Genomic DNA, 26371 nt, shown 5'->3' with positions numbered 1-26371 from the left:
ATGCCGTAAACGACGGCAGCCGGGCATGGCCCGGCTCCCTGGAAACACTGCCGCCCGGACTCAGCGGATCTGCTGGCCGAGCCGGATCGACTGCAGGCGGTCCTGCGCGGTGCGCGCCGCATCGCTGCCCGGGAACCGGGTCACGACCTGCGCCAGCGTCTGCTCGGCCTTGGCCGCATCACCCTGGCCGAACTGCGACAGGCCCAGCTTCAACAGGCCGCCGGCGGCCTTGTCATGGGTCGGATAGCGCGCGACCAGGTCGCGGAACTGCGCCTCGGCCAGCTGGAAATTGCGGGTGGCGTAGTAACTCTCGCCCAGCCAGTACAGCGCATTGGGGGCGTAGACGCCACTGGGATACTGCTCCAGGAACCCCTGGAAAAGACGCGCCGATTCGTCGTATCGGCCAGCCTTGAGCGCGTCGAAAGCCACGTTGTAGGCGCTGCGCTCGTCACCGGCCGCGGCCACCGCGCCGGCATCACCCCGCACGGTGGGCGGCTTTTCCGCCGCCGTCGGGTTGCCCGCTGAAGGCGTCGGCGCAACCGGCGCCGGCGCGGCACCGCCTTCCAACCGGTTCAGGCGCCCGTCCAGGTCCAGGTACTGGTCCCGGCTGCGCTGCTTGAGCTGTTCATTCTCGTGCTGGAGCTGCTCGACCGTTGCCTGCAGCGCCTGCATCCCGCTGCGCAACTGCTGCAGCTGGTTGAGCATGTCGGTGTTGGCCTGGTTGTTCTGGACCTGCTGCTCGAGTGCGCCGACGCGGTCGGCCAGGCTCTGCCGCTGCGCATGAGCGGGTGCGGCAGCCACGAGGGCTGCCGCAACCACGAGCATCATCGCCTTGATGCCGGTACGCATCGATTACTGCGCGGTGTAGACGATTTCGACGCGACGGTTCTGCGACCAGCAGGACTCGGCCGACTCGGTGCAGACCGGACGCTCTTCGCCGTAGGACACGACGGTCAGCTGCGAAGCCGAACCACCGTTGGCCTGCAGCGCCGAGTTCACGGCATTGCCACGACGCTCGCCCAGGGCCTGGTTGTAGGCGCGGCTGCCGCGCTCGTCGGTGTGGCCCTGCAGGGTGATGCGCGAGGACGGACGGTCACGCAGGTACTTGGCATGGCAGGCCATGATGGCCTGGAACTCGGACTTCACTTCTTCCTTGTCGAAGTCGAAGTAGACCACGCGCTGGCGCAGGCAGGCGTCGGTGTCCAGGTCGCCCGGGCCATACAGGCCGGAGGTCGACGGACCGGTCGACGGGGTGGTCGGGGTGGTGTCGACCGGCGGCTGGGCCGGCTGTTCCTTCACCTTCTTCGAGCAGCCGGCCAGCGCGGCAACCGACAGAAGCGAAACAAGCAGAACGCGAGTGGACTTGTTCATGGCGATACCTAAAGGCTCCTGAGCCAATGATGGGGTTTAATGCGGATGGGATATTAACATTTTATCAACGCGCGGTGCGGTACGGACCCCATGCGGGCTCGCGCACATCACCGTCCGCCAGGACCAGGCGCTGGCGGACCCGCGCGTCGGCCGAAACGGCATACAGCACTCCACGACCACCCTCGCGGGCGGCATACAACACCATGCTCGCGTTCGGCGCGAAGCTGGGCGATTCGTCCAGCGAGCCCGGCGACAGCGTGCTCCAGCGCGGCGAACCCAGGCTGCTGTCCATCAGCGCGATCCGGTAGCTGTTGCCGCTGCCCTGTGCCATGGCCAGCTTCTTGCCGTCATAGGACACGGACACCTTGGCGTTGTAATTGCCCTGGAAGGTCACGCGGCTGGCGCTGCCGCCGGACGCCGGCACCTGGTAGATCTGCGGGCGGCCACCGCGGTCGGAGGTGAAATAGATGGTGTTGCCGTCGGCGCTCCAGGTCGGTTCGGTGTCGATGGCGAAGTGGTTGGTCAGCTGGGTCAGCTGCTTGCTGCCCAGGTCCATCACGTAGATCTCCGGGTTGCCGCTGCGCGACAGGGTCAGCGCCAGGCGGCGGCCGTCCGGCGAGAACGCCGGTGCGCTGTTGATGCCGCGGAAGCTGGCGACCAGGTCGCGCGCGCCGGTGGAGATGTTCTGGACGTAGATGGCCGAGTTGCCGCGCTCGAAGCTGACATAGGCCAGGCGGTTGCCGTCTGGGCTCCACGACGGCGACAGCAGCGGCTCGGCCGAGCGCACGATGGTCTGCGGGTTGTAGCCGTCGGCATCAGCCACCATCAGCGCATAGCGCATGGCGTCGCCGCGGCCGCTGGCGGTGACGTAGGCGATGCGGGTCCAGAAGGCGCCGCGCACGCCGGTGATCTTCTCGTAGATGGCGTCGGCCATCTGGTGGGCGACGTCGCGCATCGCGTTGGAGCGGGCGGTCATCGCCAGGCCGAGCATGCGCTCGCCCTTGGCCACGTCGAACAGCTCGTACTCGACGCGGTAGGCGCCCGCGCCGGCGTCGAGCACGCGGCCGACGACCAGGTAGTCCTGCTTGAGCGCGCGCCAGGTCGGGTATTGCACCTCGCTGCCGCGGGTCGGGCGCTGCACGATCTGCGCCTCGGGCAGGGTGCGGAACTGGCCGGAACGGTCCAGGTCCGAGCGCACCACCGCGGCGACATCGGTGGCCGGCGCCGCGGCGCTGCCCTGGTACGGCATCGGCACCACGGTGATCGGCAGGGCCGACGCGTTGCCGCCGATGATGTCGATCTCCAGCCCCCGTTGCTGTGCCATCGCCACCAGGGGCAACAACAGTACGGTCAGGGCGGCCAGCCAGCGAAGCGGTTTCTTCATGGGGTGCTCAACGATGGATGAACAGGGGGGAAAGGGATAGCAGCAGGCGGATGAACATTTTCGCAATCGTGAACGAAAATCCCGTGAAATCCATCCCCGTCGATGGGCAAGCGCGCCGCCAAGGGTGCCGGGGGCCGCGTGAAGCCCCCGCGATTCAGCGGTCCTGCGCCTCGAACGTGAAGTTCAGCGTGCGCTGGAACACCGACTCGAAACCGCGGTACGGCAGCGGCTGGGCGCGCAGCACCGCGGCCTCCACCGAACGCCGGCCGGCGTCGTCATAGGGGCAACCGGCGGCGAACTGCACGTCGACCACCTCGCCGCCGGGCAGCTGGCGGATGGTCAGCCGGCAGCGCTGGCCGCGCGGGATCGTGTCCGGGCGCACCCACTGGTTGAGCACCGCCTGCTGGATCGCCGCGGCGTACTTGGCGGTCAGGTCGGTGCTGGTGCCACCCTGCCCCGGCGACGCCTGCGGCGTGCCGCTGGCCGGCGAGGCGCTGGACGCGGCCGCCTGCGCGCGGGCGCGGGCATCGGCCACCTGGCGCTGGCGCTGCTCGGCCAGCTTGAGCTCGCGCTCGGCCTGCTCGCGCTTGCGGCGGATCTCGGCGATCTTCTGCTGGCGCTCCTGCTCGGCCTTGGCCTCGTTGGCCTTGCGCTGTTCCTCGGCCAGTTTCTTCTGGCGGTCGGCTTCTTCCTGCTGTTTGGCCAGCCGCAGCTTCTGCTCGGCCTCCTCCACGCGCTTGCGCTCGGTCAGGTCGATCTGCTCCTGGCGGCGCTTGGCTTCCTGCTCCTGGCGGGCCTTCTCCTGGGAGATGGCCAGCGCACTGACCCGCTCCTGGTCGACGGTGTCCGGCTGCGCGATGCGCTCCTGGGCATTGTGCTGCTGCGGGGTGGGCGCGTCCTGCGGCCGCGGCTCGGGGATCGGCTGCGGCGGCGGGACGGTGTCTTCCGGGACCGGCTGGGGCTGCGCGTCCGGCGCCGGCTCGGGCGGCGGCGGCAGTTTCTCCGACGCGCGCAGGGCGCTGCGCGCGGCCGCGGCTTCGGCCGCCGACAGCTGCAGGCTGGCCTCCACCACCGGGTCGCCGGCGGCGGCCTCGGTGCTGCGCGACGGCGACCACACCCAGGCGATGATGAACACCAGCGCGACCAGCACGTGCACCAGCAACGCCAGTACGACGGGCATGCCCCATTCGTTGCCGGGGTCGCGCGGCGGCGGCAGAGCGTCAGCGTGCATCGGTCGCCAGGCCCACCTTCTCGATCTTCGCCGCCTTGATCACGTCCATCGCCGCGACGACCTTCTCATAGGCCACCGCGCGGTCGGCCGCGACGATCACGCGCAGGCCCTTGTCCTGCGCGGCCATCGCGCCGAGCTGCGCCTGCAGCGTGGCCGCGTCGATGCGCTCGGGGCTCTTGGCATCGGGCAGCTTCAGGCTGAGCTGGCCATCGCCCAGCACCGAGACGATGACCGGGTCCTGCTTGCCTTCCAGCGCCTTGGCGTTGGAGGTGGGCAGGTCGACCTCGAAACTGAGCGTCAACAGCGGCGCGGTCACCATGAAGATGATCAGCAGCACCAGCATCACGTCGATGTACGGCACGACGTTGATCTCGGATTTGAGCTTGCGGCGCTTGCGCCGGGAAATGCCGGAAATCATGGGCGGTTCCTGTGCGGGCGGGTGCGCGTGGCGCGCATCATTCGTCGGCGCCGGACTGGCGCTGCAGGATCGAGCTGAACTCCTCGGCGAAGGTCTCGTAGCGCACCGACAGCCGTTCCACGCGGGTGGTGAAGCGGTTGTAGGCCCAGGTCGCCGGGATCGCCACGAACAGGCCGATGGCGGTGGCGAACAGCGCCTCGGAAATGCCCGGCGCGACCGAGGCGATGCCGGCCTGCTCGCCGCTGCTGATCATGTCGTGCATGGTCACCATGATGCCGAACACGGTACCGACCAGGCCCACGTAGGGGGCGTTGGAGCCGATATTGGCCAGCAGCTCGAGATTGCGCTCCAGGCCGTCGACCTCGCGGGCGAAGGTGGTGCGCATGGCGCGCTGGGTGCCTTCCAGCTGGGTACGGCTGTCCAGCCCGCGGCGGCCGTTCAGGCGGCTGTACTCGCGGAAGCCGGACTCGAAGATCGCCTCCAGCCCGTCCACCGAGCGGTTGCGGTCGGCGGCCGCGGCATACAGCTTGGCCAGGTCGGCGCCGGACCAGAACCGGTTCTCGAAGTCGTCGGCGGCGCGGTCGGCGGCCTTGAACACGCGCGCCTTGCGGAAAATGATCACCCAGCTGATGAACGAGCCGGCCAGCAGCAGCAGCACGATCAGCTTGACCGGGATGCTGGCCTTGAGCATCAGGTCCAGGTAGTTGATGCCGCCATGGCTGGCGCCGGCCACGGTCTGCGCCGCGGCGGCGCTGACATCCGCCGGCAGCGCCTCGGTCACGGTGGCCTGCAGGGCCAGAAGCAAAGCGATCATCCGATGTTCCTCAGTCTTGCGCGTGTTGGGTTTCGAATTGTTTGAGCGTGGCGTACAGCGTGTCGTCCATGGCCTGCGGGCGGAAATCGCGGGCGCCGACCGCGGCCAGCCGCACCTGCGCGGTCACCAGCGGCTGGCCGTCGCGCAGCACCGCCTGGCGCATCACCAGGCTGGCGCGGCGGCACTGCAGCAGTTCCACCGTGGTTTCCAGTGCGTCGTCCAGCCGCGCCGGCCTGAGGAAATCCAGGGCCATCGCGCGGACCACGAACACCTGCCCGTCGCCGCTGCGCATGGCTTCCTGGCCATAGCCCATCGCCCGCATCCACTCGGTGCGCGCACGTTCCATGAAGGCCACGTAGCGCGCGTGGTAGACCACGCCGCCGGCGTCGGTATCTTCCCAGTAGATGCGTGTCGGCCAACTGAACCGGGACTCACTCATCGTCCGGCTGTTCCACGAACAGGTCGGCCGGCGCCGTGCGCGGTTTCAGGCCCATGTGCCGGTAGGCCTTGTGGGTGGCCATGCGGCCGCGCGCGGTACGCACCAGGAAGCCCTGCTGGATCAGGTAGGGCTCGACCACGTCCTCGAGCGTGCCGCGTTCCTCGGACAGCGCCGCGGCCAGCGATTCGATGCCGACCGGGCCACCGTCGAAGTACTCCACGAGGGTGCGCAGCAGGCGCCGGTCCAGCTCGTCGAAACCTTCCGGGTCGACCTTGAGCATCTGCATCGCCGCCTGCGCCACGGCCTGGTCGATATGGCCGCCGGCCTTGACCTGGGCATAGTCGCGCACGCGCCGCAGCAGCCGGTTGGCGATACGCGGGGTGCCGCGCGAGCGGCGCGCGATCTCGCCGGCGCCCTCCGCGCTGCAGTCGATGCCGAGGATCGTCGCCGAGCGGCGCACGATGCGGGTCAGCTCATCGGCCGAGTAGAACTCCAGCCGCTGCACGATGCCGAAGCGGTCGCGCAGCGGCGCGGTCAGCAGGCCGGCACGGGTGGTGGCGCCGATCAGGGTGAACGGCGGCAGGTCGAGCTTGATCGAGCGCGCGGCCGGGCCCTCGCCGATCATGATGTCGATCTGGAAGTCCTCCATCGCCGGGTACAGCACTTCCTCGACCACCGGCGACAGGCGGTGGATCTCGTCCACGAACAGCACGTCGTACGGCTGCAGGTTGGTCAGCAGCGCGGCCAGGTCGCCGCCCTTCTCGATCACCGGGCCGGACGTCACCCGCAGCCCCACCCCCAGCTCGTTGGCGATCACGTGGCTCAGGGTGGTCTTGCCCAGCCCCGGGGGGCCGAAGATCAGCACGTGGTCCAGCGCCTCGCGGCGCGACTTGGCCGCCTGGATGTAGATGTCCAGCTGTTCGCGCACCGGCGCCTGGCCGAGGTAGTCGGCCAGGCGGCGCGGGCGGATGCTGGCGTCGGCGGCGTCGTCCTCGCGGGTGGCGCCGGCGGCGATGATGCGGTTGTCGGTCATGGGGACCAGGGGCCGGAGGCCGGAGGCCGGGAAAAGGCGGACAAGCGTTCGGGCATGTTCATCAACGGCGATTGTAGGCACAAGCGGCCAGGACTGCCCGTGTTTTCCGGGCCCTGGCCGCAGGCCGCGCGCCCATCAGATCTCCACCTGCGCGCCCAGTTCCACCAGCCGGTTGCCGGGGATGCGGAAGAAGTTGCTGGCCGGGGCGGCGTTGCGGTGCATGAAGGCGAACAGCTTGTCGCGCCATACCGGCATGCCGCGGTTGGCGGTGGCGACGATGGTCTCGCGGCTGGCGAAGAAGGTCGTGTCCATCGGGTCGAAGTAGACCCCGCCGTGGTCGCACGAGCGCATCAGCGCCAACGGCACGTCCGGTGTCTCCATGAAGCCGAAACGGACCTGGATGCGGTAGAACTCGTCGCCGACCGGCTCGATCTTCAGCCGCTGGCCGGCCGCCGCGTACGGCACCGGCAGGGTCTCCACGTGCAGGAACACGTTGCGCTCGTGCAGCACCTTGTTGTGCTTGAGGTTGTGCATCAGCGCGTGCGGCACCACGGTCGGGTCGGCGGTCAGGAACACCGCCGTGCCCGGCACCCGAACCGGCGGCGCCAGCATCAGCCCGGGCAGGAAGCTGTCGATGCGGATGCCGTCCTTGCGTACCTCGTCGCGCAGCAGTTCGCGGCCGCGGCGCCAGGTGCGCATCATGGTGAACAGCGCGATGCCCAGCACCACCGGGAACCAGGCGCCCTGCATCAGCTTGGCGCCATTGGCGACGACGAAGCCCAGGTCGATGACGAAGAACACCGCGCACAGCGCGACGATGCCATGGCGCGCGCGCGGCCACAGGGTGCGCGCCACCAGCGCCAGCAGCAGGGTGTCGATCAGCATCGTCCCGGAGACCGAGATGCCGTAGGCCACGGCCAGGTTGCTGGAGCTGCGGAACGCCAGCACCAGCCCGAATACCATCAGCGCCAGCCCCCAGTTGATGCCGGGGATGTAGATCTGGCCGATGGTGTCGTGCGAGGTATGCAGGATGCGCATGCGCGGGATGTAACCCAGCTGCATGGCCTGGCGCGCGACCGAGAACGCGCCGGTGATCACCGACTGGCTGGCGATCACCGCGGCCATGGTCGCCAGGATGATCATCGGGTACAGCGCCCACTCCGGCACCGCCTCGAAGAACGGGTTGGCCACCGCGTCCGGCCGCTGCAGCACCAGCGCGCCCTGCCCCAGGTAGTTCAGCATCAGGCACGGCAGCACGAAGAAATACCAGGCGTGGCGGATCGGCGGCGCGCCGAAGTGGCCCATGTCCGCATACAGCGCCTCGCCACCGGTCACCGCCAGCACCACCGCGCCGAGGATGAACACGCCGTGCCAGCCGTGCTCCAGGAAGAAGCGCACCGCCCACCACGGATTGAACGCCTTGAGCACTTCGGGCGCGGCGATCACGTTCCAGATGCCGACCGCGGCCAGCGCCAGGAACCAGGTCAGCATCACCGGGCCGAACACCTTGCCCACCTTCTCGGTGCCGAAGCGCTGCGCGGCGAACAGGACGGCCAGCACCACAAGGGCGATCGGCACCACGAACCGGCCAAGCCCCGGCGCGGCCACCTCCAGGCCCTCGACCGCGCCCAGCACCGAGATCGCCGGGGTGATCACGCCGTCGCCGAAGAACAGCGAGGCACCGAAGATGCCGAGGATGCCGACCACGTAGGCCGAGCGCGAGCCGTTGCGCAGGGTGCGCTGGGCCAGCGCCATCAGCGCCATGATGCCGCCCTCGCCATCGTTGTCGGCGCGCATGATGATGGTCACGTACTTGAGCGTGACCACCATGATCAGCGCCCAGAACGCCAGCGACAGCACGCCCAGCACGGTGTCGTGGTCGCTGCTGAGCCCGTAGTGCGGCGAGAACGCCTCCTTGAGCGTGTACAGCGGGCTGGTGCCGATGTCGCCGAACACGACGCCGATGGCGCCGACGATCAGCGCCAGGCCGGCGGCGGTGCCGGGCTTGCCGGGGTGGCCCGGGGTGGCGGGCTGGGAAGCAGCGTGGGACATGGTGGTTTCGGTCGCCCGGTAATGAAGGGGAGTGGGGTCAGCGCAGCGCCGATTGCAGCGCCTTGCGGATCACCATGGCGACATCGTCGCCGTCGGTTGCCGCGTCGCGCGCCATCTTCGCCGCCTCGGCCGGCTTGTAGCCCAGCTGCTGCAGGGCCACGGTCGCCTCGGACACCGGGTCGGTGGCCAGCGGCCCGGCCACCGGCGCACCGCCACCAGCAAAGTCGGCGGCCTTGTCGCGCAGTTCCACGATCATGCGCTCGGCGGTCTTCTTGCCGATGCCGGGAATGCGGGTCAGCGCGGTGATGTCACCGGCCTGGATCAGCCGGCCGAACTCATCCACGCTGGCACCGGACAGCACCGCCAGCGCGATCTTCGCGCCGATGCCGGTGACCTTCTGCACGTCGCGGAACAGGCGCCGCTCGCCCTCGCGCAGGAAGCCGTACAGCGACACGCTGTCCTCCTTCTGCGCGTAGTGGGTGAACAGCACCACCTCGCGGCCGATGTCGGGCAGGTCGTAGAAGGTGCTCATCGGCGCCTCCAGCTCATAGCCGACGCCGCCCACGTCGATCACCAGCCACGGCGGGGCCTTGTGCGCCAGGATGCCACGCAGGCGACCGATCACGGCAACGCCCTCCGCGAACCGGGGGCCCGGGGCCGGAGCCCGCGGCATGCACCAGCATGGCCAACAAAAACCGTCATTTGCGACTCCAGGCAGAGCGCACGTCCACGCCCAGCCGTCCGGCCGTGGCGCGCACGTGCGCATGGGTGATGGCCACGGCCAGCGCGTCGGCGGCGTCGGCCTGCAACCTGCCCTGCAGGCCCAGCATCAACCCCACCATGTGCTGCACCTGCTGTTTCTCGGCACCGCCGCGGCCCACCACCGCCAGCTTGATCTCGGTGGCAGCGTACTCGCTGACCGGCAGGTCGCGCAGCACCACCGCGCACAGCGCCGCGCCGCGCGCCTGGCCGAGCTTGAGCGCCGAATCGGCGTTCTTGGCCATGAACACCCTTTCGATGGCCACTTCCTGTGGCCGGTACTCGTCGATCAGCGCATGCACCCCGTGCACCAGCCGCTTCAGGCGCTGGGCGAAATCGGCCGCGCCCAGCAGTACCAGCGGCTGGTGGTGGACATGGCGCGCGCGGCCGCCGGCATCGATTTCGATGATGCCGATGCCGGTGCGCTGCGAGCCGGGGTCGATGCCGAGGATGCGGGTCATTGCCATGGCGGCCGGAAGGAGGAAACGGCGGCCATCTTCGCCGGCCGCCGTCTCACGTGACGGGACGCGGGCGCGCCGTCAGGCCCGCTCCAGCCCGGCCTGGTCGACGTTGGAGTACACGTCCTGCACGTCGTCCAGGTCCTCGAGCATGTCCAGCAGCTTCTTCACCTGCAGCGCGGTATCGCCGGCCACGGCGATGTCGTTGTCGGCGCGGAAGGTGATCTCGGCGTGGTCGGGCGCCAGCCCGGCCGCCTCCATCGCCGCCTTCACCTGCTGGAAATTCTCCGGCGCGGTGACCACGTCGATCGAGCCGTCGTCCGGGTACACGACGATATCGTCGGCGCCAGCGTCGATGGCCGCCTCGGTGATGCGGCTTTCAAACGCGGCTGCATCGCCGGCGTCCGGCGCGTAGGTCAGCACGCCCAGGCGCTTGAACATGAACGCCACCGAGCCTTCGGTGCCCATGTTGCCGCCGCACTTGGAAAACGCATGGCGCACGTCGGCCACGGTGCGGACGCGGTTGTCGGTGAGGCAGTCGACGATGACCGCCACGCCGCCCGGGGCGTAGCCCTCGTAGCGTACTTCCTCGTACTCGACGCCTTCCAGCTCGCCGGTGGACTTCTTGATGGCGCGTTCGATCACGTCCTTGGACATGTTCGCGGCCAGGCCCTTGTCCATGGCCACGCGCAGCCGCGGGTTGTTGTTGGGGTCGCCTCCACCGCCGCGCGCGGCCACGCCGATCTCGCGGATGATCTTGGTGAAAATCTTGCCGCGCTTCGCGTCCGACGCGTTCTTGCGGGCTTCGATGGAGGGACCTCTACCCATGGGGATCTACCGTACATCTGTAGGGAACAAGAGGCGGATTCTACCCGATCCCCGCAGGCCGCCCCGTCAGGCCGCCCGCTGCCCGGCGGCCGCGCCGAAGCGCCCATGGCGCAGGAACGCGGCGACCAGCGCCGCCACCTGCGGCGACAGCACCAGCCCGCTGTGGCTCGCCGCCACCACGCAGTGGTCGGCCAGGCCCGGCAGGCGGGTTTCGGCCAGCGCCACGGTGCCGTCGGAATCGCCGTGCAGCGCGCCCATCAGCGCCCCCAGCCCATGCGGCACGCTGCCGGCCACCAGCCCGACCTGCGCCCGCCCGTGCCAGGCCGGCAGGCCGTGCTGCAACAGGCCGCCGCTGCGTCCCAGCGCCACCGCCCAGCCATGCCCGGCCAGCGCCCGCGCGGTTTCGCTGCCACACAGCGGCGAGCCCACGCAGACCACCCGCGGCACGTCCAGTTCGGGCGCCCGGCGCAGCGCTTCGAGTGCGACCAGCCCGCCGAGGCTGTGGCCGACCAGCGACACCGGGCCCTGCCCGCGCAACCGCTCGATCAGCGACGGCACCGCCACGTCGGGCCCGCCGAACACGCTGGGATAGCCGAACACGCCAACCTGGAACCCGCGCGCGCGCAGCCGCCAGGCCAGCGGCCCCACCCACGCCCGCGCGTTCCAGATGCCGTGCAGCACGATCACGCGGGACTTGTCTGCGGACACGGTACTCATGCCGCCAGTGTCCCGCATCGCTGCGGCGGACGTCATCACCCCGCATCGACGCATGGTGCGCGGAACACCCCGGCACGGGGCGCTCCGCGCACGGCGCCGCCTCAGTGCAGCCGGTACTCGAACTGCACCGCCACCTCCCGGCCCACCGGGCTGTAGACCTCGTAGAAGTACGGGAAGCTGCTGTTGGTCTCGTCGTGCGGGTGCAGGCTGTTGAACACGTTGTTGACGTACAGCTTCAGCGCCGCCTTGTCGGTGATCTGCCGGCCGACGTTGGCATTCCACAGGAAGTGCACGCCGGTGCGGCCTACTCCGCCGTACTTGGGCAGGCTGCCGTAGCGGGTACCGAACACGCCGGCCGACCAGTCGCCCAGCCGCCAGTCCACGCCGGTGGTGATGCGGCTGCGGAAATCCAGGTTGTCCGGGTCGTCGCGCCAGTCCTCCTGGACCGGGTCGGTGGCCTGCACCTGGCGTTCGGATGCCAGCGTGTGCGACCAGTTCAGGCGCAGGTTGTAGCGCCCCAGCCGCGCCGTCTGCAGGCGCCAGTTGACCCCGGCGTCGATGCCGGCCACGCGCCGGTACGACTGGTTGATCGGCAGCGAGCGGATCTCGGTGACGCGGCCGATCGCCTGGCCCTCCTCCGGGGTGCGCGTGACCAGGCTGGTGATCAGCTGGCAGTAGCCCGAGTCGGCGGCGAAGTCGAAGGGCCGGCCGTTGAGCTTGCGCCCGGTGCGGCAACCGGCCTCGCCCTCGAGGATGGCGGCGTTGGAAAGACGCTCGAGCGCGCCGTTCAACTCGATGTTCCAGTAGTCGGCGTTGACCGACAGGCCGTCGGCGATGTCCCACACGAAGCCGGCGCTCCACGACTTGCCGGTTTCTTCCTCCAGGGCCGGATCACCGCGGGTGACCGAGAACATGGAATAGCTGTAGCCCGAGCATCCCGGGTTGGCGCCGCCGGCGATGCAGCGCCACGGATCGACGCTGTTGCCGTAACTGCCGCTGCCCTCGCTGAACACCCAGTGCATGTCCGGCGCCTTGAAGCTGGTGGCGTGGCTGGCGCGCACCAGCAACGCGTCGAACGGGCGCCACTCCAGCCCGGCATTCCAGGTCTTGGCGTCGTTGACGTCGGTGATGTCGTCGTACTTGTCGAAGCGGCCGGCCAGGCTCGCCTTCAGCGTGTCCACGATGGGGATGCTGAACTCGACGCCGGCGGCGTAGCGGTCGCGCTCGCCACCGCCGTTGGTCCCGGTCAGGTTGTACAGCTGCACCACGCCGGGCTGCACCCGTGGGTCGCTGTCCAGGTCGTAGCCCTGGCGGCTGGCCTCCAGCACGACCGCCATCCCCAGCGGCCCCGCCGGCAGCGGGAACAGGTCGCCGGTGAGCACGAAGCTGCCGGTGCTCACCCACGACCGGGCCTCGTAGCGGGCCAGGGTGGAAATCGAGGCATATTCGTCCGGTGTCAGCGGTCGCAGCCAGCGCTCCAGGTTCAGCTGGTGGATCGGCACGCCCTTGGACGTGGTGCCCAGTTGCGGGCCGAAGAAGAAGTCGTTGACCAGGTTGCCGACCATGCGCCGGCGGGTGCGCTCGAAGTCGTACTCGGCGCGGCTCAGGGTGGCGTCCCAGTCGAAGCGTTCGGCCAGGCGCCCGCGCAGGCCGATGGCCAGGTCCACCGAACGCTCCTTGTAGTGCTGGTTCATCGCCGCCACGCCGCCCAGGTCCACCGGCGACAGATAACGGGTCGGCGCGATCACGCTGCCGAACCGCGGATCGTAGAAGTCACCACGGCGCCCCACGCCGTCGGTGTGCGGCCCGGTGATGCTCTCGAAGCCGCCCAGCGATTCGGCCCTGGAATCCCACACCTGCAGCGACGCCCAGCCCTGCAGCGCGCTGTTGAAATCGTAGGTGCCGAACACATAGGCGGCGGCCTCCTCCTTGCCCTTGCTCAGGTGCACGTAGCGCTCGTCGTTCCAGCTGCCGCACGCGTTGCCCAGCGTCTGCACGTTGCCACTGCTGATGCGGCGGTAGGTCCAGTCGAGGAACTCGCCGCCCCACTTCTGGCAGGTTCCGTCCGGCAGCGCGATCAGCGGGTTGCTGCTGCTGGTGCCACCGCGGCGGATGCGCAGCATGGACGTCGGCTCGGGGCCGATGCGCGGATCCGCCGCCGGATTCCGGCGCAGGTCCCAATCGTCGCGCTGGAAGCCATAGAGCAGCTCCTGTTCGTAGTACTGCAATGCGTAGGTCACGCTCCAGTCGTCGCCGCTGCGACCACCGGTCCACTGCAGGTCGGCGCGATCGCGGCCGCCCATCGTGCTGGTACCGCCGCGCAGCTTGAAGACGTCGCCCTCGTAGCCCCGCTTGAGCACCACGTTGACCACGCCGGACACGGCATCGGCACCGTAGATGGCGGATGCGCCGCCGGCCAGCACCTCGATGCGCTCGACCGCGCCGGAAGGGATGTTGCCGAAGTTCTGGAAGTTGCTGCGGCCACCGTAGGGAAACGGATAGTCGGCGGCACGACGGCCATCGATCAGCAACAGCGAGCGTCCCGGCCCGAGGCCGCGCAGGTTGAGCGGGTGCGCGTTGGCGGAAAAGCCCCCGGACAGCTCCGTCTCCACCGCGCCGCCGGCCATGACCAGGGTTTCCAGCGCCTCGAACACGGTGGCGTGGCCTTCGTTCTCGATCTGCTGGGCCGAGATCACCATCACCGGCGAAGGGCCTTCCACCTCGGCGCGCTTGATCCGCGAGCCGGTGACCTGCACCGCCGCCAGTTCCTGGGTGTCGGCGGGCTTGGCCGCCGCGGCCGCCGCGGCCGGCGGCCACGGCCGCGGCGGCGCGGCGGGTGCCGGCGCGCGCACGAGCGTGATCACGCCCCCGCGGGTGCTGCGGTGGACCAGCCCGGTCCCGGCCAGCAACCGGTCCAGTGCCTGCTGCACGGTGTACTGGCCGCTCAGCGCCGGCGCGGTGTGGCCGCGGACCAGGTCCGGCGGCACCATGATCTGCACGCCGGCGGTTTCGGCCAGGCGGTTGAGCGCGTCGCCCAGCGGCTGGCTGGCGACGGCGAACTGGTGCGTGGCCGCCGGCTGCGCGAAGGAGGCCGGCGCCATGCCCAGCAGCGAGAGGCCCAGTGCCGTGGCCAGCGCGCTGGCGACGATGGTGCGGCCGGGGCGGTTCGACGCCCGTGCGGTATTTCTCATCTATGGTTTCCCCCAAGCGATGTCGGATGGCGGCCTGTGCCAGGCTCCCCTCTCCGCAGACGCAGCGCGATGCGCATACCTCACCCGGCCACCGCACGGTTGCGCGGGTGCCGCGCCAGCGCTTACCGTCGGCGGGTCATCCGCCCGGGGTTCCTTCGCGATGCCGCCGTTCACCGCAGACCAGGTACTGGCCATGCGCTGGGAGCCGGACCATGTCCGCCACTTCCGTCCCATGCTGCTGCGCTACTTCCGCCGCCATCTGCAGCACGATGCCGATGCCGAGGACCTGGCGCAGGAGGCGCTGATCCGCCTGGCGCGCTCGCCGACGCGGGTGGACAACGCCGAGGCCTACGTGCTGCGCATCGCCTCCAACCTGCTGCGCGACCGCTTCCGCCGCGACCGCAGCCACCACGCCGGGCAGCACGAGCCACTCGATGCCACCGTGCACGAGCTGCCCAGTGAGGAGCCGGCCGGGTATCACGTCTACGCAGGCAGGGAGCGGCTGCAGCAGTTCCTGTCGGCGCTGGACGAACTGCCACCGCGCTGCCGCGAGGTATTCCTGCTGCAGCGCTACGAAGGCATGACCTATGCCGCCATCGCGCTGCAACTGCAGGTGAGCGTGAGCGCGGTGGAAAAACACATGATGCGCGCACTGCTGCACCTGCAGTCGCGACTGGCGGACACATGAGCAGACCGGACACTTCCGCCCACGACGGCAGCAACCTCGTGGAGCAACAGGCGACCGCCTGGTTCGTCCGCATGCGTGCCGACGACGCCAGCGAGCGCGACCGCCAGGCCTGGCAGCAATGGCTGCACGCCGACCCGGTGCACCGCAGCGCGTATGGCCGCATCGAGGCGTTGTGGTCGTCGCTGGGCGAGTTCGCCACCGCACCCGAGCTCGCGGTGCGGATGCCGCGCCCGCGCATGGCCGCGCGCCGCGCGCCGCGCCGGCGGCGCTGGCCGGTCGCCGCGGCAGCGGCGCTGGTGCTGGCCTGCGCCGCCGGCCTGGCGGCCCTGCTGCTGCCGCCGCGCGCTGTCGAAAGCAGCTACCGCACCGCCATCGGCGAGCGCCGTTCGCTGCAGCTCGAGGACGGCACCCGCGTGGACCTGGACGCGGACACGCGGGTGCAGGTGCGCTATGACCCGCGCGGTCGTTCGGTGCGGCTGGACGGTGGCCGCGCGTTTTTCCGCGTGGCACGCGACAGCGAACGCCCGTTCGTGGTGCAGACGGCCGCCGGCAGCGTGCGCGCACTGGGCACCCAGTTCGAGGTCTCGCGGCTCGGCGCGGCCGCCGACGTGACCCTGTACGAGGGCAGCGTCGAGTTGCGTGGAGGCGACGGCGCCGCGCACCCGGCCACGCGGCTGGGCGTGCTGGTCCCGGGACAGCGCGCGCGCATGGCCGCGCAGCGCCTGCAGGTGACGGACGCGGCGGTGGCGGCGGGCTCGGCGCCGGGCTGGCTGTCCGGGCGGCTGGTGTTCAACGACACGCCGCTGCCGGAAGCGGTGGCCGAGTTCGGCCGCTACAGCTTCAAACCGGTGCTGCTGGCCGATCCGGGACTGGCGTCCTACCGCGTCAGCGGCGTGTTCCGCGGCGAGGACGTGGAGGGTTTCATCCAGGCGCTGGGCGAGGTCTACGGCATTCCCGAACACCACACCGCCGACGGCGCGCATGTGCTCGGCAAGGCCCGCTGAGCGGGCACCGGGCTACGGGATCACGCGCCGGGCGCGGGACGGCGCAGGATGAACTCGCGGTCGCGGGTGCGGCCGACCGGGAAGTCGTACTCGCCGACCTTGTCGAAGCCGTGGCGGGCGTAGAAGCGCTGCGCACCGAAGTTCTCCGACCACACCCCGATCCACAGCGTGCGCGGGCCGGCGCCCAGCAGCCATTGCTCGGCCGCCGCGAACAGCTTGCCGCCCCAGCCGCCGCCCTGGTGGCCGCGGAGCACGTACAAACGCTTGAGCTCGCCGTCGCCGGGACGGGCATCGGCATGTGGCAGGCCGCAGGGGCCGGCGAAGGCGAAGCCGACCGGTTCGCCGCCCACCTCCAGCAGCCAGGCGGCGTAATCGCCCGACTGCAGCTGGCGGCGCTGCAGCTCCGGCGGATAGGCGTTGGCCAGGTAATCGGCCAGGTCCTGCGGCGGGTACAGGTGGCCGAACGTCTCCACGAAGGTACGCTCGGCCAGCGCGCACAGCACGCCGGCGTCGTCGGGCGATGCGCGACGGATGACGCCGGCCATCGGCCGCTCAGCCCTTGGCCGGCTGCGGACGCACCTGCACGTGCACTTCGGCCAGCTGCGCGTCGGCGATCGGCGACGGCGCGTCGGTCATCAGGCACTGCGCGCCGGTGGTCTTCGGGAACGGGATCACGTCGCGGATCGACTCGGTGCCGGCCATCAGCGCGGCGATGCGGTCGATGCCGAAAGCGATGCCACCGTGCGGCGGCGCGCCGTAGTTCAGCGCGTCCAGCAGGAAGCCGAACTTGGCGCGCGCTTCCTCGGCGCCGATGCCGAGCAGTTCGAACACCGCGCTCTGCATCTCCGGGCGGTGGATGCGGATCGAACCGCCGCCGATCTCGTTGCCGTTGAGCACCATGTCGTAGCCGCGCGACACCGCGGTGCGGGCATTGGCGCGCAGGTCGGCGACGTCGTCCACCGCCGGCGCGGTGAAGGGGTGATGCAGGGCGACGTAGCGCTGCTCCTCGTCATCCCATTCGAACATCGGGAAATCGGTGACCCACAGCGGGCGCCAGCCCTCGGCGACCCTGCCGAAGTCCTTGCCGGCCTTCAGCCGCAGCGCGCCCATGAAGTCGGACACCTTGTTGTAGCCACCGGCGCCGAAGAACACGATGTCGCCGTTGCCGGCGCCGACATGCTTGAGCAGCGCGGCGAAGGCGTCATCGCTGAAGAACTTCTGGATCGGCGAGCTGACCTCGCCGTTGTCGGCGATCTTGATGTAGGCCAGGCCCTTGGCGCCGTACTTGGCGGCGTGCGCGGCGTACTCGTCGATCTGCTTGCGGCTCAGCGCTGCGCCGCCGGGGATGCGCAGCGCGGCCACGCGGCCGTCGGCGTCGTTGGCCGCGGCGGTGAACACCGCGAACCCGCTGTCCTTGACCAGCGCGGCCACGTCGACCAGTTCCAGGTCGATGCGCAGGTCCGGCTTGTCCGAGCCGTAGCGGCGCATCGCCTCGGCCCAGGTCATGCGCGGGAACTGCGCGTCGAGCTCGACGTCGACCACTTCCTTGAAGATCGAACGGATCATGTCCTCGACGAAGTCCTGCACGTCGCGCTCGCGCACGAAGGCGAACTCCATGTCCAGCTGGGTGAATTCCAGCTGGCGGTCGGCGCGCAGCGCTTCGTCGCGGAAGCAGCGCGCGATCTGGTAGTAGCGGTCGAAGCCGGCCACCATCAGGATCTGCTTGAACAGCTGCGGGCTCTGCGGCAGCGCGTAGAACTCGCCCGGGTGCATGCGTGCCGGCACCAGGAAGTCGCGCGCGCCTTCCGGGGTGGCCTTGGTCAGGATCGGGGTCTCGATGTCCTGGAAGCCGCGCGCGTCCAGGTGCCGGCGCAGCGCCTGCACCAGCTTGATGCGGGTGCGCTGCATGCGCTGCATCTCCGGACGGCGCAGATCCAGGTAGCGGTACTTCAGGCGGGTGTCCTCGCCCGGGTTCTCGTGGGCGTGGAACGGCAGCGGCGCGGCCTTGTTGAGCACGGTGATGCGGCTGGCGATCACTTCCACCCTGCCAGTGCGCATCTTGTCGTTGACCGCGTGGCGGGCACGCACGACGCCTTCGACCTGCAGCACGTCTTCGTAGCCCAGCGATGCGGCCACCGCGAACACCTCGGCGTTGTCGATCTCCACCGTCACCTGCACGATGCCCTCGTGGTCGCGCAGATCGATGAAGCACACGCCGCCCTGGTTGCGGGCAACGTCGGTCCAGCCGGCAAGGGTCACGGTTTGGCCGATCAGGGTCTCGTCGACCAGGCCGCAGAAGTGGGTACGCATGGAAAGCTCCGCAGGGGAATACCGGCGCGGGAGGGTGCCGGCGAGCCGGCTATTTTGCGGCCGGCCGGCGAGCGGAGCAAATCCGCGCCGCAGTCACGCCCGCTTAAGCCAGACTCTTCCTATAGTTCGCCCATCCAAACCTGAACAGGGACGCCGCCATGAACCGCCCGCTGCTGCTCGCCGGACTCACCGCCCTCCTGCCGGGTGCCCTGCTCGCCCCCGGCGCCGCCGCGCAATCGCCCTATGGCAACGGCCCGGGCACCGTGGCGGCGGTGCGCTGCGAGAGCATCAACAACCGCCAGCAGGTCTGCAATACGGGCTGGCGCGACGCCATCATCGTGCGCCAGCTGTCCAGCACCCGCTGCATCGAGGGGCAGAACTGGGGCAGCCGCGACGGCACGGTATGGGTCGGCAATGGCTGCCGCGCCGACTTCGGCCCGGGCCGCGGTGGCTGGAGCAACGGCGGCGGCAACGGCAACTGGGGCGGCAACGGCGACACCATCCGCTGCGAGAGCAACGACAACCGCCAGCGCGTGTGCAACACCGGCTGGCGCGGCGCGGTGCTGGTGCGCCAGCTGTCCAATACCCAGTGCGTGGAAGGCCGCAACTGGGGCAGCGGCAACGGCAGCGTGTGGGTCGACAATGGCTGCCGCGCCGAGTTCGCCGAAGGCCGTGGCGGCAACTGGGGTGGCGGCTGGGGCGGTGGCAATGCCGGCAACGGCCAGACCATCCGCTGCGAGAGCAACGACAACCGCCAGCGGGTGTGCAACACCGGCTGGCGCGGCGCGGTGCTGGTGCGCCAGCTGTCCAATACCCAGTGCGTGGAAGGCCGCAACTGGGGCAGCGGCAACGGCAGCGTGTGGGTCGACAATGGCTGCCGCGCCGAGTTCGCCGAAGGCCGTGGCGGCAACTGGGGTGGCGGCTGGGGCGGTGGCAATGCCGGCAACGGCCAGACCATCCGCTGCGAGAGCAACGACAACCGCCAGCGCGTGTGCCGCACCGACTGGCGCCGCGCCACGCTGGTGCGGCAGTTGTCAAAGTCGCAGTGCATCGAAGGCCACAGCTGGGGCAGCAGCAATGGCGCGGTGTGGGTCAGCGACGGCTGCCGCGCCGAGTTCGCCGAGGGCCGCGGTGGCGGCTGGGGCGGTGGCAACGGTGGCAACTGGGGCGGCTCCAACTACAGCATCGAGTGCAGCAGCGAGGACAACCGCATGCGTTCCTGCGCCTGGGAGCGTCGCCAGGGCCGTCCGGTACTGATCCAGCAGCTGTCCCGGACCCAGTGCGTGGAAGGCCGCAACTGGGGCTACAACGGCAACAGCGTTTGGGTGAACGGCGGCTGCCGCGCGCGCTTCGGCGCACGCTGAGGGCCGCCATCGGATCGGAACGAAGGGCGCCGGTCAGGCGCCCTTTTCCGTGGCGGCGGCCGCGGCGCCCCACGGTGGCGGCGGCGCCGGCAGCGGCCGGGTGAGGTCGAACTCGACCTGGAACAGGCGCCCGTCCGGCCGCGAAAGTTCATACAGGAAGCGCCGCCCCGGCTCGATTTCCATCGCCCAGGTGTTGCGCAGCGACCCGGCCAGGCCCTCGCGCCCGAACAGCGCCACGGACGCGGCGTCCACCGGGAACGCCTGCCGCAGCGCGGTACCCGGCTCACGGGTATCGCCGCCGTAGAGGGTGACCTTGTCCGGGCTGCCATCGGCATGGCGGTGGTCGTGCTTGAGCCGCAGGCGATCGCCGACGCGGGTCAGCACCCAGGTCCGCGACCGGTCCTCACCGACATGGAACGGCACCCGCAGCTCCTGCGCCGGTGCGTCGCACCCGCGCACGTGCATCACCAGGGCCTGGCCTTCGAAGGGATCGGGCGTGGCGCTTGCCGGCCGGTTGGCCACCACGCGGCCGGCGAACGCCTGCCCGCAATGCTGCGCCAGCGCAGCCAGGAACCCGGCGGCGCCGGTGTCGGCGGCGGGCGCGGCCGACGCCGCCATCGACGCGACCGGGACGAGCAACAGCGGCAGCAGGGCTGCAGGAAAAGAGCGCTTCATGCCCCGACCCTAGCCGTTGCCTCCGGCGGCGGCAAGCCGTGGCGGCCGCCCGGCGCGGCGGCGGGGCGCGCGGCAACGTTCGGGCGGCGGCGATCCGGCGGGCCGTCGCCGGCCTGATGCCCCCCTTGCGCACCATCGTCGCGGGAATCCGCGGCCCCCGGGCAACCGTGTCGGCGCGTTGCCCGGACCCGACCTCTCCCCCCTTCGGGTCGGGCGTACCTTCCTGTGCATGGTGTTGCCTTCGCGGGAATGGAAACCGCGGCGGGCGGGATCAGCATCCTTCCCCGGCCAGCGGGGAACGACCATGAAACCTCACGCCCGGCCGGAGGGCGGCCGCGCGCCGTCGATCAGCACCGGCCGGTCGGTGCCTGCCGGCGGCGGCGCGGGTGGCTGCCCCGCCACGTCGGCATCGTGCGCGATGTCCTTGCCCAGCGGATCCACGCTCAGCGGCGCGCGCAGCACCAGCGACGGCAGCAGCGTGTTCAACGCCGCATACAGCAGCAGCGCGCCGTACAGCACCGCCGGGGCGTCGAAGCGTTCGCGCATGATGCCGGCCAGCACCAGGGTGAAGATCAGGGTCGGCGACAACGCCAGCGACACCCGCAGGCTGGACATGAAGCTCTCGCCGAACAGCACCCGCCGCTGCAGCCAGACCACCGCGATGCGCAGCGGCAGCACCACCAGGGTGATCACCACGCCCAGCCCCAGCGCCTCGAAGCTGAGCGCGTCGCCGGGCACCTTGGTGCCGGCATTGAAGAAGTAGAACGGGACGAAGAAGGAGGCGAACAGGCGCAGCGCGTGCAGGTTCTCGTGCGAGGCCAGCAGTGGCATGCGCTGCTGCAGCAGGCGCGCGACCAGCCCGGCGATGAAGGCGCCCACCAGGTAGTACACGCCCAGCGAATAGGTGATGTAGGCCGCGAGCAGGCCGACCATCACCAGCAGCGAGAACTCCGAGCCCGGTGCATGCGGCGCCACCCAGCGGCCGAGGCCGACGAACAGCAGCGGCAGGCCGACCATCATCGCCAGCAGCACCAAGCTGGACAGCGCCATGTGCGCGGGATCGCCGGCCTGCAGCACCACGAACAGCGCCGCCAGCGCCAGCAGTTCACCGGCGATGGCCTTGCTGCTCACCCAGAACCGTTCCGCCTCGTCCAGCCCCAGGCGCGCGAGCGAATCCATGATGAAGCCGGTCGATGGCGTCAGCAGCGCCAGCGCCAGCAACCCCGCCGCCTGCCACTGCAGGCCGCCGTAGCGCCAGCCCAGCCAGGCCACCCCGGCCAGGGTCAGGCTGCGGATCAGCAGGTGTACCAGCAAAGGCCACATGCCGCGCCGCAGGTCCTTCAGGTCCACCTCGAGGCCGGCGAACAGGAACAGCGAGGAAATGCCCAGCGTGGCCAGCAGCCCCACCACCGGGTCGTGCGCGCCATCGCCCAGCCACAGCATCACGCCGATGCCGAACACCAGGCAGGTCAGCGGCGCCGGTACGCAGAAGCGCTGCAGTGCGCGCGGAATCACCAGCAGCGCGAAGATCAACAACAGGTAGACCAGCTCGCGGCTCATGCGCCCGGTTTCCTTTCCCCAACTGGCGCACAGGGTACACGCGGCGCTGACGCCGGCACACCGCCACGGCTCATCCCAGGTACGTGGCCGCCTGTTCGCCGACCCGGCGCACGATGGCGTCGCGCCCCGCGTCGTCCAGCACCGAACCCTGCAGGAAAACCGCCAGCACCCAGGGGCTACCACCACGCAGCGGCCACAGCACGGCGATGTCGTTGCTGGTGTCGCGGCCGTTGCTGCCGGTCTTGTCGCCCACCCGCCAGCCCGCCGGCAGCCCCGCGCGCAGGCGCGCGTCGCCGGTCTGGTTGTCGATCAGCCAATCGGCCAGTTGCCGGCGCGACGCCGCGTCCAGCGCGTGCCCGAATACGAAACGCTGCAGGTTGCCGGCCATGGCCGCCGGGCTGGTGGTGTCGCGCGGGTCGTCGGCGGCGAAGCGGTTGGCGTCGGGCTCGTAACGCGCGGCGATGGTCACCGCGTCGCCCTGCGCGCGCAGGAACGCGGTCAACCCGGCCGGTCCGTCGACCAGCGGCAACAGCAGGTTGGCGGCGGCGTTGTCGCTGGTGGTCAGCGTCGCCCGGCACAGGTCGCGCACGCCCAGGTCCTTGTCGACATGGCGCGCGCTCACCGGCGAATGGGCGAGCAGGTCCGAGGCCCGCACCGGTACCCGCCGGTCCAGCGACAGACGGCCCTGCGCGGCCCGGTGCAGGACCGCGGCGACCAGCAGGAACTTGAAGGTGCTGCACATCGGGAAACGCTCGTCCATGCGCTGGCCGAAGCGGGCCCCGCTGGCCGGATGCCACAGGCACACGCCCAGGCGCCCGCCGCTTTCGGCCTCCAGTGCGTCGAAGCCGGGCGTCGCGGGGCTGCGCGCCACTGCCCTGGCGGTGCGTGCCAGTACGGGGCCGGCGACGATCCCGGCAAGGGCGGCGCCGGCGAGGGCGATGAACGGGCGGCGGGCGATCATGCGGTGCTCCCTGCGGGGTGGCCGCGATTATGGAAAGCCGCGCGTGTCGCCCACCAGCACGAAAAACCATCGGCAGCCATCAGGTTTATTTGTGGCGACGCCAGAAATTCCGGCCTTCCGTGCGGGAATAATGGGGCCACCCATCACCCACTTTCATGGCTCAGGCATGATCCGCCCCCAGCTGCCGCTCAACGCCCTGCGCGCCTTCGAGGCGGCCGCGCGCCACCTCAACTTCACCCGCGCGGCGCTGGAGCTGTGCGTCAGCCAGGCCGCGCTGAGCCACCAGATCCGCACCCTGGAAGACCGCCTGCAGGTCACGCTGTTCCACCGGTTGCCACGCGGGGTGGCGCTCACCGACGAGGGCGCGGCGCTGCAGCCGGTGCTCACCGAGGCGTTCGACCGCATCGCCATCGCCCTGGACCGCTTCGCCGGCGGCCGTTTCCGCGAAGTACTCACGGTGGGCGTGGTCGGCACCTTCGCCACCGGCTGGCTGCTGCCGCGGCTGGGCGATTTCGAGGCCGCGCACCCGGATATCGAACTGCGCCTGCAGACCCACAACAACCGCATCGACCTGGCCGGCGAAGGGCTGGACCTGGCGATCCGCTTCGGCAACGGCGACTGGCAGGGCCAGGCCTGCACGCCGATCCTCGATGCGCCGTTCGCGCCGGTCTGCGCGCCCACGCTGGCGCGGCGCCTGCGACAGCCGCGCGACCTGGCGGGGGTGCCGTTGCTGCGCTCCTACCGCAACGACGAATGGCCGTGCTGGCTGCAGGCCGCGGGGGTGGCCGGGGTGGAAGCGCGCGGACCGGTGTTCGATTCCTCGCTGGCCCTGGCCAGCGCCGCCGCGGCGGGTGCCGGGGTGGCGCTGCTGCCGCTGCGCATGTTCGAGCAGGACCTGGCCGATGGGCGCCTGCTGCAGCCCTTCGCGCAGGCCCTGTCGCTGGGCCGTTACTGGCTCACGCGGCTGCGCTCGCGCGAAGAACGCGAGCCACTGCGGCGCTTCCGCCAGTGGCTGCAGGCGCAGGGCCAGGCATAGCGGCCGACCCGGTGGCCGACCGCGGCGCCTAGTCGAGCAGTTCCATCCACGCCGCTTCGGCCTGCTCCAGCTGCTGCGCGAGCACCTCGCGCTCGCTGCCGAGCCGGCCCATCTTCGCCGCATCGGCGTAGTTGCCCGGGTCGGCCAGCTGGCGGTCGATATCGGCCAGCGCCGCGCTCAGCTGCTCGACCTTCTTCTCGGCCGCCTCCAGCTTGTGCGGGTTGACCGGCTTCTTTGCCTGCACCGGCGGCGCGGCCGCCGGCGCAGGCGCCGGTTCGGCCGGCTTTGCGCCCTTGTCGGCGCGGTCGGCCTTGCTGCGCGCGCCCTGCGCGCTGGCGCGGGTGCGCAGCCACGCGGCGTACTCGTCGAGGTCGCCGGCGAACGGCTCGACCACGCCGTCGGCCACGCGCCAGAAGGTGTCGCAGACTAGGCCGATCAGGTGGCGGTCGTGCGAGACCATGACGATGGCGCCCTCGAACACGCTCAGCGCCTCGGCCAGCGCCTCGCGCATTTCAAGATCGAGGTGGTTGGTCGGCTCGTCGAGCAGCAGCACGTTGGGCTGCTGCCAGGCGATCAGCGCCAGCGCCAGACGTGCGCGCTCGCCGCCGGAGAAACCGTCCACCGGCTCGAACGCGCGGTCGCCGGGGAAGTTCCACTTGCCGAGGAAGTCGCGGAAGTTCTGGTTGACGCCGTCCGGGTCGATCTCGCGGAAGTGGTCCATCGGCGTGGCGCCCTCGCGCAGCGACTCCACCGTGTGCTGGGCGAAGTAGCCGATCTTCATGTCCGGGTGCGCGCTGCGCTCGCCGGCCAGCGGCGGCAGGTCGCCCACCAGGGTCTTGACCAGGGTGGTCTTGCCGGCGCCGTTCGGGCCGAGCAGGCCCACGCGCTGGCCCGCCTCCAGGCCGAAGCCGACATCCTTCAGGATCACCGCGTCCTGGCCGTAGCCGGCCGCGACGTGGTTCAGGCGGATCAGCGAGAAGGGCAGCTTGGCCGGCTCGGAGAACTCGATGCGGAATTCGCGCTCGGCGCGCACCGCCTCGGTACCGGTCATCTTGGCCAGGCGCTTCATCCGGCTCTGCGCCTGGGTGGCCTTGCTGGCCTGCGCCTTGAAGCGGTCGATGAAGCTCTGCAGGTGGGCGCGCTCGGCCTGTTCCTTTTCGTGCGCGATCTGCTGCTGGCGCAGGTGTTCGGCGCGCTGGCGCTCGAAATCGGTGTAACCGCCGGTGTACAGCCGCGCGCTGCCGCCGTGCAGGTGCAGGGTGTGGGTGGCGACGTTGTCGAGGAATTCGCGGTCGTGCGAGATCAGCAGCAGCGTGCCCGGGTACTTGAGCAGCCACTGTTCCAGCCAGTACACCGCGTCCAGGTCGAGGTGGTTGGTGGGTTCGTCGAGCAGCAGCAGGTCGCTGGGCATCATCAGCGCGCGCGCCAGGTTCAGGCGCGCGCGCCAGCCGCCGGAGAACGCCGCCACCGGGCGGGCGTGGGTCTCGGCCGGGAAGCCCAGGCCATGCAGCAGCCTGCCGGCGCGCGCCTCGGCGTCGTACGCGCCCAGCTCGGCCATCTTCTGGTGCGCGTCGGCGACCGCTTCCCAGTCCTCGCGCGCGGTCGCCGCGGCTTCCTCGGCCAGCACCGCGGCCACCACGTCGTCGCCGCCGAGCACGAAGTCGATGGCGCGGTCGGGCAGCGCCGGGGTTTCCTGGGCCACGTCGGCGATGCGGATCTTCCCCGGCAGCGACACGTCCCCCTTGTCGGCTTCCAGCTCGCCGCGCACCGCGGCGAACAGGCTGGACTTGCCGGCGCCGTTGCGCCCCACCACGCCCACGCGGTAGCCGGCATGCAGGGTGAGGTCGACGTTGGACAACAGCAGGCGCTCGCCCCGGCGCAGGGCGAAATTACGAAGGGAAATCATGAGGGGGTCCGTTATAACGAAACGGAATGTGCACCTAAGCAACATTCCTGCGACGCGATTCTAGCGTTAACGAATACTTGACTGACGCTTCCCGCGCACGGATCACCCCGCGGGTCGCCCTCCCCCGCCACCGCCCGCGCCGCGCATTCCGGTCGAAATGCTTTCAAAAGCA

Annotated in this window: 24 protein-coding genes and 1 pseudogene; 5 read left to right on the top strand and 20 right to left on the bottom strand. The window is 70.4% G+C overall.

Annotated features, from left to right (window positions below):
* Positions 1 to 60: 60 nt before the first annotated feature.
* The 14 genes from ybgF to ACJ7VY_RS04600 form a co-directional block, all read right to left on the bottom strand.
* Complete coding sequence (gene ybgF, locus ACJ7VY_RS04665; protein WP_293762525.1) at positions 61 to 849, bottom strand: tol-pal system protein YbgF; 789 nt, start codon at positions 847 to 849, stop codon at positions 61 to 63.
* A 3-nt stretch (positions 850 to 852) separates the two neighbouring features.
* Entirely contained in the window at positions 853 to 1371 is a 519-nt protein-coding gene (gene pal, locus ACJ7VY_RS04660; protein WP_054663937.1) for a peptidoglycan-associated lipoprotein Pal, read from the bottom strand.
* Between the two features lie 64 nt (positions 1372 to 1435).
* On the bottom strand, positions 1436 to 2755 hold the full coding sequence (gene tolB / locus ACJ7VY_RS04655) for a Tol-Pal system beta propeller repeat protein TolB (RefSeq protein ID WP_104938289.1): 1320 nt from the start codon (positions 2753 to 2755) through the stop codon (positions 1436 to 1438).
* 154 nt (positions 2756 to 2909) lie between these two features.
* Positions 2910 to 3986: a cell envelope integrity protein TolA gene (gene tolA / locus ACJ7VY_RS04650; protein WP_104938288.1), complete on the bottom strand. Its 1077-nt coding sequence runs from the start codon at positions 3984 to 3986 to the stop codon at positions 2910 to 2912.
* Entirely contained in the window at positions 3976 to 4404 is a 429-nt protein-coding gene (tolR, locus tag ACJ7VY_RS04645; protein ID WP_240211650.1) for a protein TolR, read from the bottom strand. Before tolR ends, tolA begins: the two co-directional genes overlap by 11 nt.
* Positions 4405 to 4441: 37 nt before the next feature.
* Positions 4442 to 5218, bottom strand: coding sequence for a protein TolQ (gene tolQ, locus ACJ7VY_RS04640; protein ID WP_104938286.1), 777 nt, complete (start codon positions 5216 to 5218; stop codon positions 4442 to 4444).
* Between the two features lie 10 nt (positions 5219 to 5228).
* The gene (gene ybgC, locus ACJ7VY_RS04635; RefSeq protein ID WP_104938285.1) at positions 5229 to 5657 is read right to left on the bottom strand and encodes a tol-pal system-associated acyl-CoA thioesterase; all 429 of its coding nucleotides are present in this window, start codon (positions 5655 to 5657) and stop codon (positions 5229 to 5231) included.
* Entirely contained in the window at positions 5650 to 6690 is a 1041-nt protein-coding gene (ruvB, locus tag ACJ7VY_RS04630; RefSeq protein ID WP_161615278.1) for a Holliday junction branch migration DNA helicase RuvB, read from the bottom strand. Before ruvB ends, ybgC begins: the two co-directional genes overlap by 8 nt.
* A 135-nt stretch (positions 6691 to 6825) precedes the next feature.
* Positions 6826 to 8742 carry a potassium transporter Kup gene (locus ACJ7VY_RS04625; RefSeq protein ID WP_312344436.1) on the bottom strand — a complete coding sequence of 639 codons (1917 nt, stop codon included), beginning with the start codon at positions 8740 to 8742 and terminating at the stop codon, positions 6826 to 6828.
* Positions 8743 to 8779: 37 nt separating this feature from the next.
* Complete coding sequence (ruvA, locus tag ACJ7VY_RS04620) at positions 8780 to 9367, bottom strand: Holliday junction branch migration protein RuvA (protein ID WP_104938283.1); 588 nt, start codon at positions 9365 to 9367, stop codon at positions 8780 to 8782.
* Positions 9368 to 9440: 73 nt separating this feature from the next.
* The gene (ruvC, locus tag ACJ7VY_RS04615; protein ID WP_104938282.1) at positions 9441 to 9962 is read right to left on the bottom strand and encodes a crossover junction endodeoxyribonuclease RuvC; all 522 of its coding nucleotides are present in this window, start codon (positions 9960 to 9962) and stop codon (positions 9441 to 9443) included.
* A 78-nt stretch (positions 9963 to 10040) separates the two neighbouring features.
* The gene (locus ACJ7VY_RS04610) at positions 10041 to 10787 is read right to left on the bottom strand and encodes a YebC/PmpR family DNA-binding transcriptional regulator (RefSeq protein WP_409476450.1); all 747 of its coding nucleotides are present in this window, start codon (positions 10785 to 10787) and stop codon (positions 10041 to 10043) included.
* Between the two features lie 66 nt (positions 10788 to 10853).
* Entirely contained in the window at positions 10854 to 11504 is a 651-nt protein-coding gene (locus ACJ7VY_RS04605; RefSeq protein ID WP_312344441.1) for an alpha/beta hydrolase, read from the bottom strand.
* 101 nt (positions 11505 to 11605) lie between these two features.
* Positions 11606 to 14695, bottom strand: coding sequence for a TonB-dependent receptor domain-containing protein (locus ACJ7VY_RS04600; protein WP_409476449.1), 3090 nt, complete (start codon positions 14693 to 14695; stop codon positions 11606 to 11608).
* Positions 14696 to 14855: 160 nt separating this feature from the next.
* Between ACJ7VY_RS04600 and ACJ7VY_RS04595 the strand changes: the two genes are divergently transcribed.
* Together ACJ7VY_RS04595 and ACJ7VY_RS04590 are read left to right on the top strand one after the other, a co-directional pair.
* Complete coding sequence (locus ACJ7VY_RS04595; RefSeq protein ID WP_161615672.1) at positions 14856 to 15383, top strand: RNA polymerase sigma factor; 528 nt, start codon at positions 14856 to 14858, stop codon at positions 15381 to 15383.
* A complete protein-coding gene (locus tag ACJ7VY_RS04590) occupies positions 15380 to 16387 on the top strand; it encodes a FecR family protein (protein WP_409476448.1) in 1008 nt (335 codons plus the stop codon). Before ACJ7VY_RS04595 ends, ACJ7VY_RS04590 begins: the two co-directional genes overlap by 4 nt.
* Positions 16388 to 16407: 20 nt before the next feature.
* Here ACJ7VY_RS04590 and ACJ7VY_RS04585 read toward each other — a convergent pair whose 3' ends face one another.
* Together ACJ7VY_RS04585 and aspS are read right to left on the bottom strand one after the other, a co-directional pair.
* Positions 16408 to 16932 (bottom strand): GNAT family N-acetyltransferase, encoded by a 525-nt coding sequence (locus ACJ7VY_RS04585; protein ID WP_409476447.1) that lies wholly within the window; start codon positions 16930 to 16932, stop codon positions 16408 to 16410.
* A gap of 7 nt (positions 16933 to 16939) precedes the next feature.
* Complete coding sequence (aspS, locus tag ACJ7VY_RS04580; RefSeq protein ID WP_409476446.1) at positions 16940 to 18697, bottom strand: aspartate--tRNA ligase; 1758 nt, start codon at positions 18695 to 18697, stop codon at positions 16940 to 16942.
* A gap of 158 nt (positions 18698 to 18855) precedes the next feature.
* Between aspS and ACJ7VY_RS04575 the strand changes: the two are divergent.
* Together ACJ7VY_RS04575 and ACJ7VY_RS04570 are read left to right on the top strand one after the other, a co-directional pair.
* Positions 18856 to 19086: pseudogene (locus ACJ7VY_RS04575) on the top strand (DUF3011 domain-containing protein); the annotation flags it as partial.
* A gap of 144 nt (positions 19087 to 19230) precedes the next feature.
* On the top strand, positions 19231 to 20061 hold the full coding sequence (locus tag ACJ7VY_RS04570) for a DUF3011 domain-containing protein (RefSeq protein WP_321990465.1): 831 nt from the start codon (positions 19231 to 19233) through the stop codon (positions 20059 to 20061).
* Positions 20062 to 20094: 33 nt separating this feature from the next.
* Here the strand turns inward: ACJ7VY_RS04570 and ACJ7VY_RS04565 are convergent, their stop codons facing one another.
* The 3 genes from ACJ7VY_RS04565 to bla all read right to left on the bottom strand — a co-directional run bounded on the left by ACJ7VY_RS04565 (position 20095) and on the right by bla (position 23257).
* Positions 20095 to 20736: a hypothetical protein gene (locus tag ACJ7VY_RS04565; protein ID WP_409476445.1), complete on the bottom strand. Its 642-nt coding sequence runs from the start codon at positions 20734 to 20736 to the stop codon at positions 20095 to 20097.
* Positions 20737 to 21048: 312 nt separating this feature from the next.
* Positions 21049 to 22296 carry a cation:proton antiporter gene (locus tag ACJ7VY_RS04560; protein WP_409476444.1) on the bottom strand — a complete coding sequence of 416 codons (1248 nt, stop codon included), beginning with the start codon at positions 22294 to 22296 and terminating at the stop codon, positions 21049 to 21051.
* 70 nt (positions 22297 to 22366) lie between these two features.
* Complete coding sequence (gene bla, locus ACJ7VY_RS04555; protein ID WP_409476443.1) at positions 22367 to 23257, bottom strand: class A beta-lactamase; 891 nt, start codon at positions 23255 to 23257, stop codon at positions 22367 to 22369.
* Between the two features lie 166 nt (positions 23258 to 23423).
* Here bla and ACJ7VY_RS04550 point away from each other — a divergent pair, with 166 nt between their 5' ends.
* The gene (locus tag ACJ7VY_RS04550; RefSeq protein ID WP_409476442.1) at positions 23424 to 24293 is read left to right on the top strand and encodes a LysR substrate-binding domain-containing protein; all 870 of its coding nucleotides are present in this window, start codon (positions 23424 to 23426) and stop codon (positions 24291 to 24293) included.
* A gap of 28 nt (positions 24294 to 24321) precedes the next feature.
* On the opposite strand, the gene ACJ7VY_RS04545 is transcribed toward ACJ7VY_RS04550, so the two are convergent.
* The gene (locus ACJ7VY_RS04545) at positions 24322 to 26199 is read right to left on the bottom strand and encodes an ABC-F family ATP-binding cassette domain-containing protein (RefSeq protein WP_409476441.1); all 1878 of its coding nucleotides are present in this window, start codon (positions 26197 to 26199) and stop codon (positions 24322 to 24324) included.
* Between the last annotated feature and the right edge of the window lie 172 nt (positions 26200 to 26371).

The organism is Stenotrophomonas sp. Y-13, assembly GCF_046267925.1.
Taxonomy (GTDB): Bacteria; Pseudomonadota; Gammaproteobacteria; order Xanthomonadales; family Xanthomonadaceae; genus Stenotrophomonas; species Stenotrophomonas acidaminiphila_A.
The sequence above is the reverse complement of the archived record's forward strand: the minus strand, read 5'-3'. Positions and strand labels throughout refer to the sequence as shown.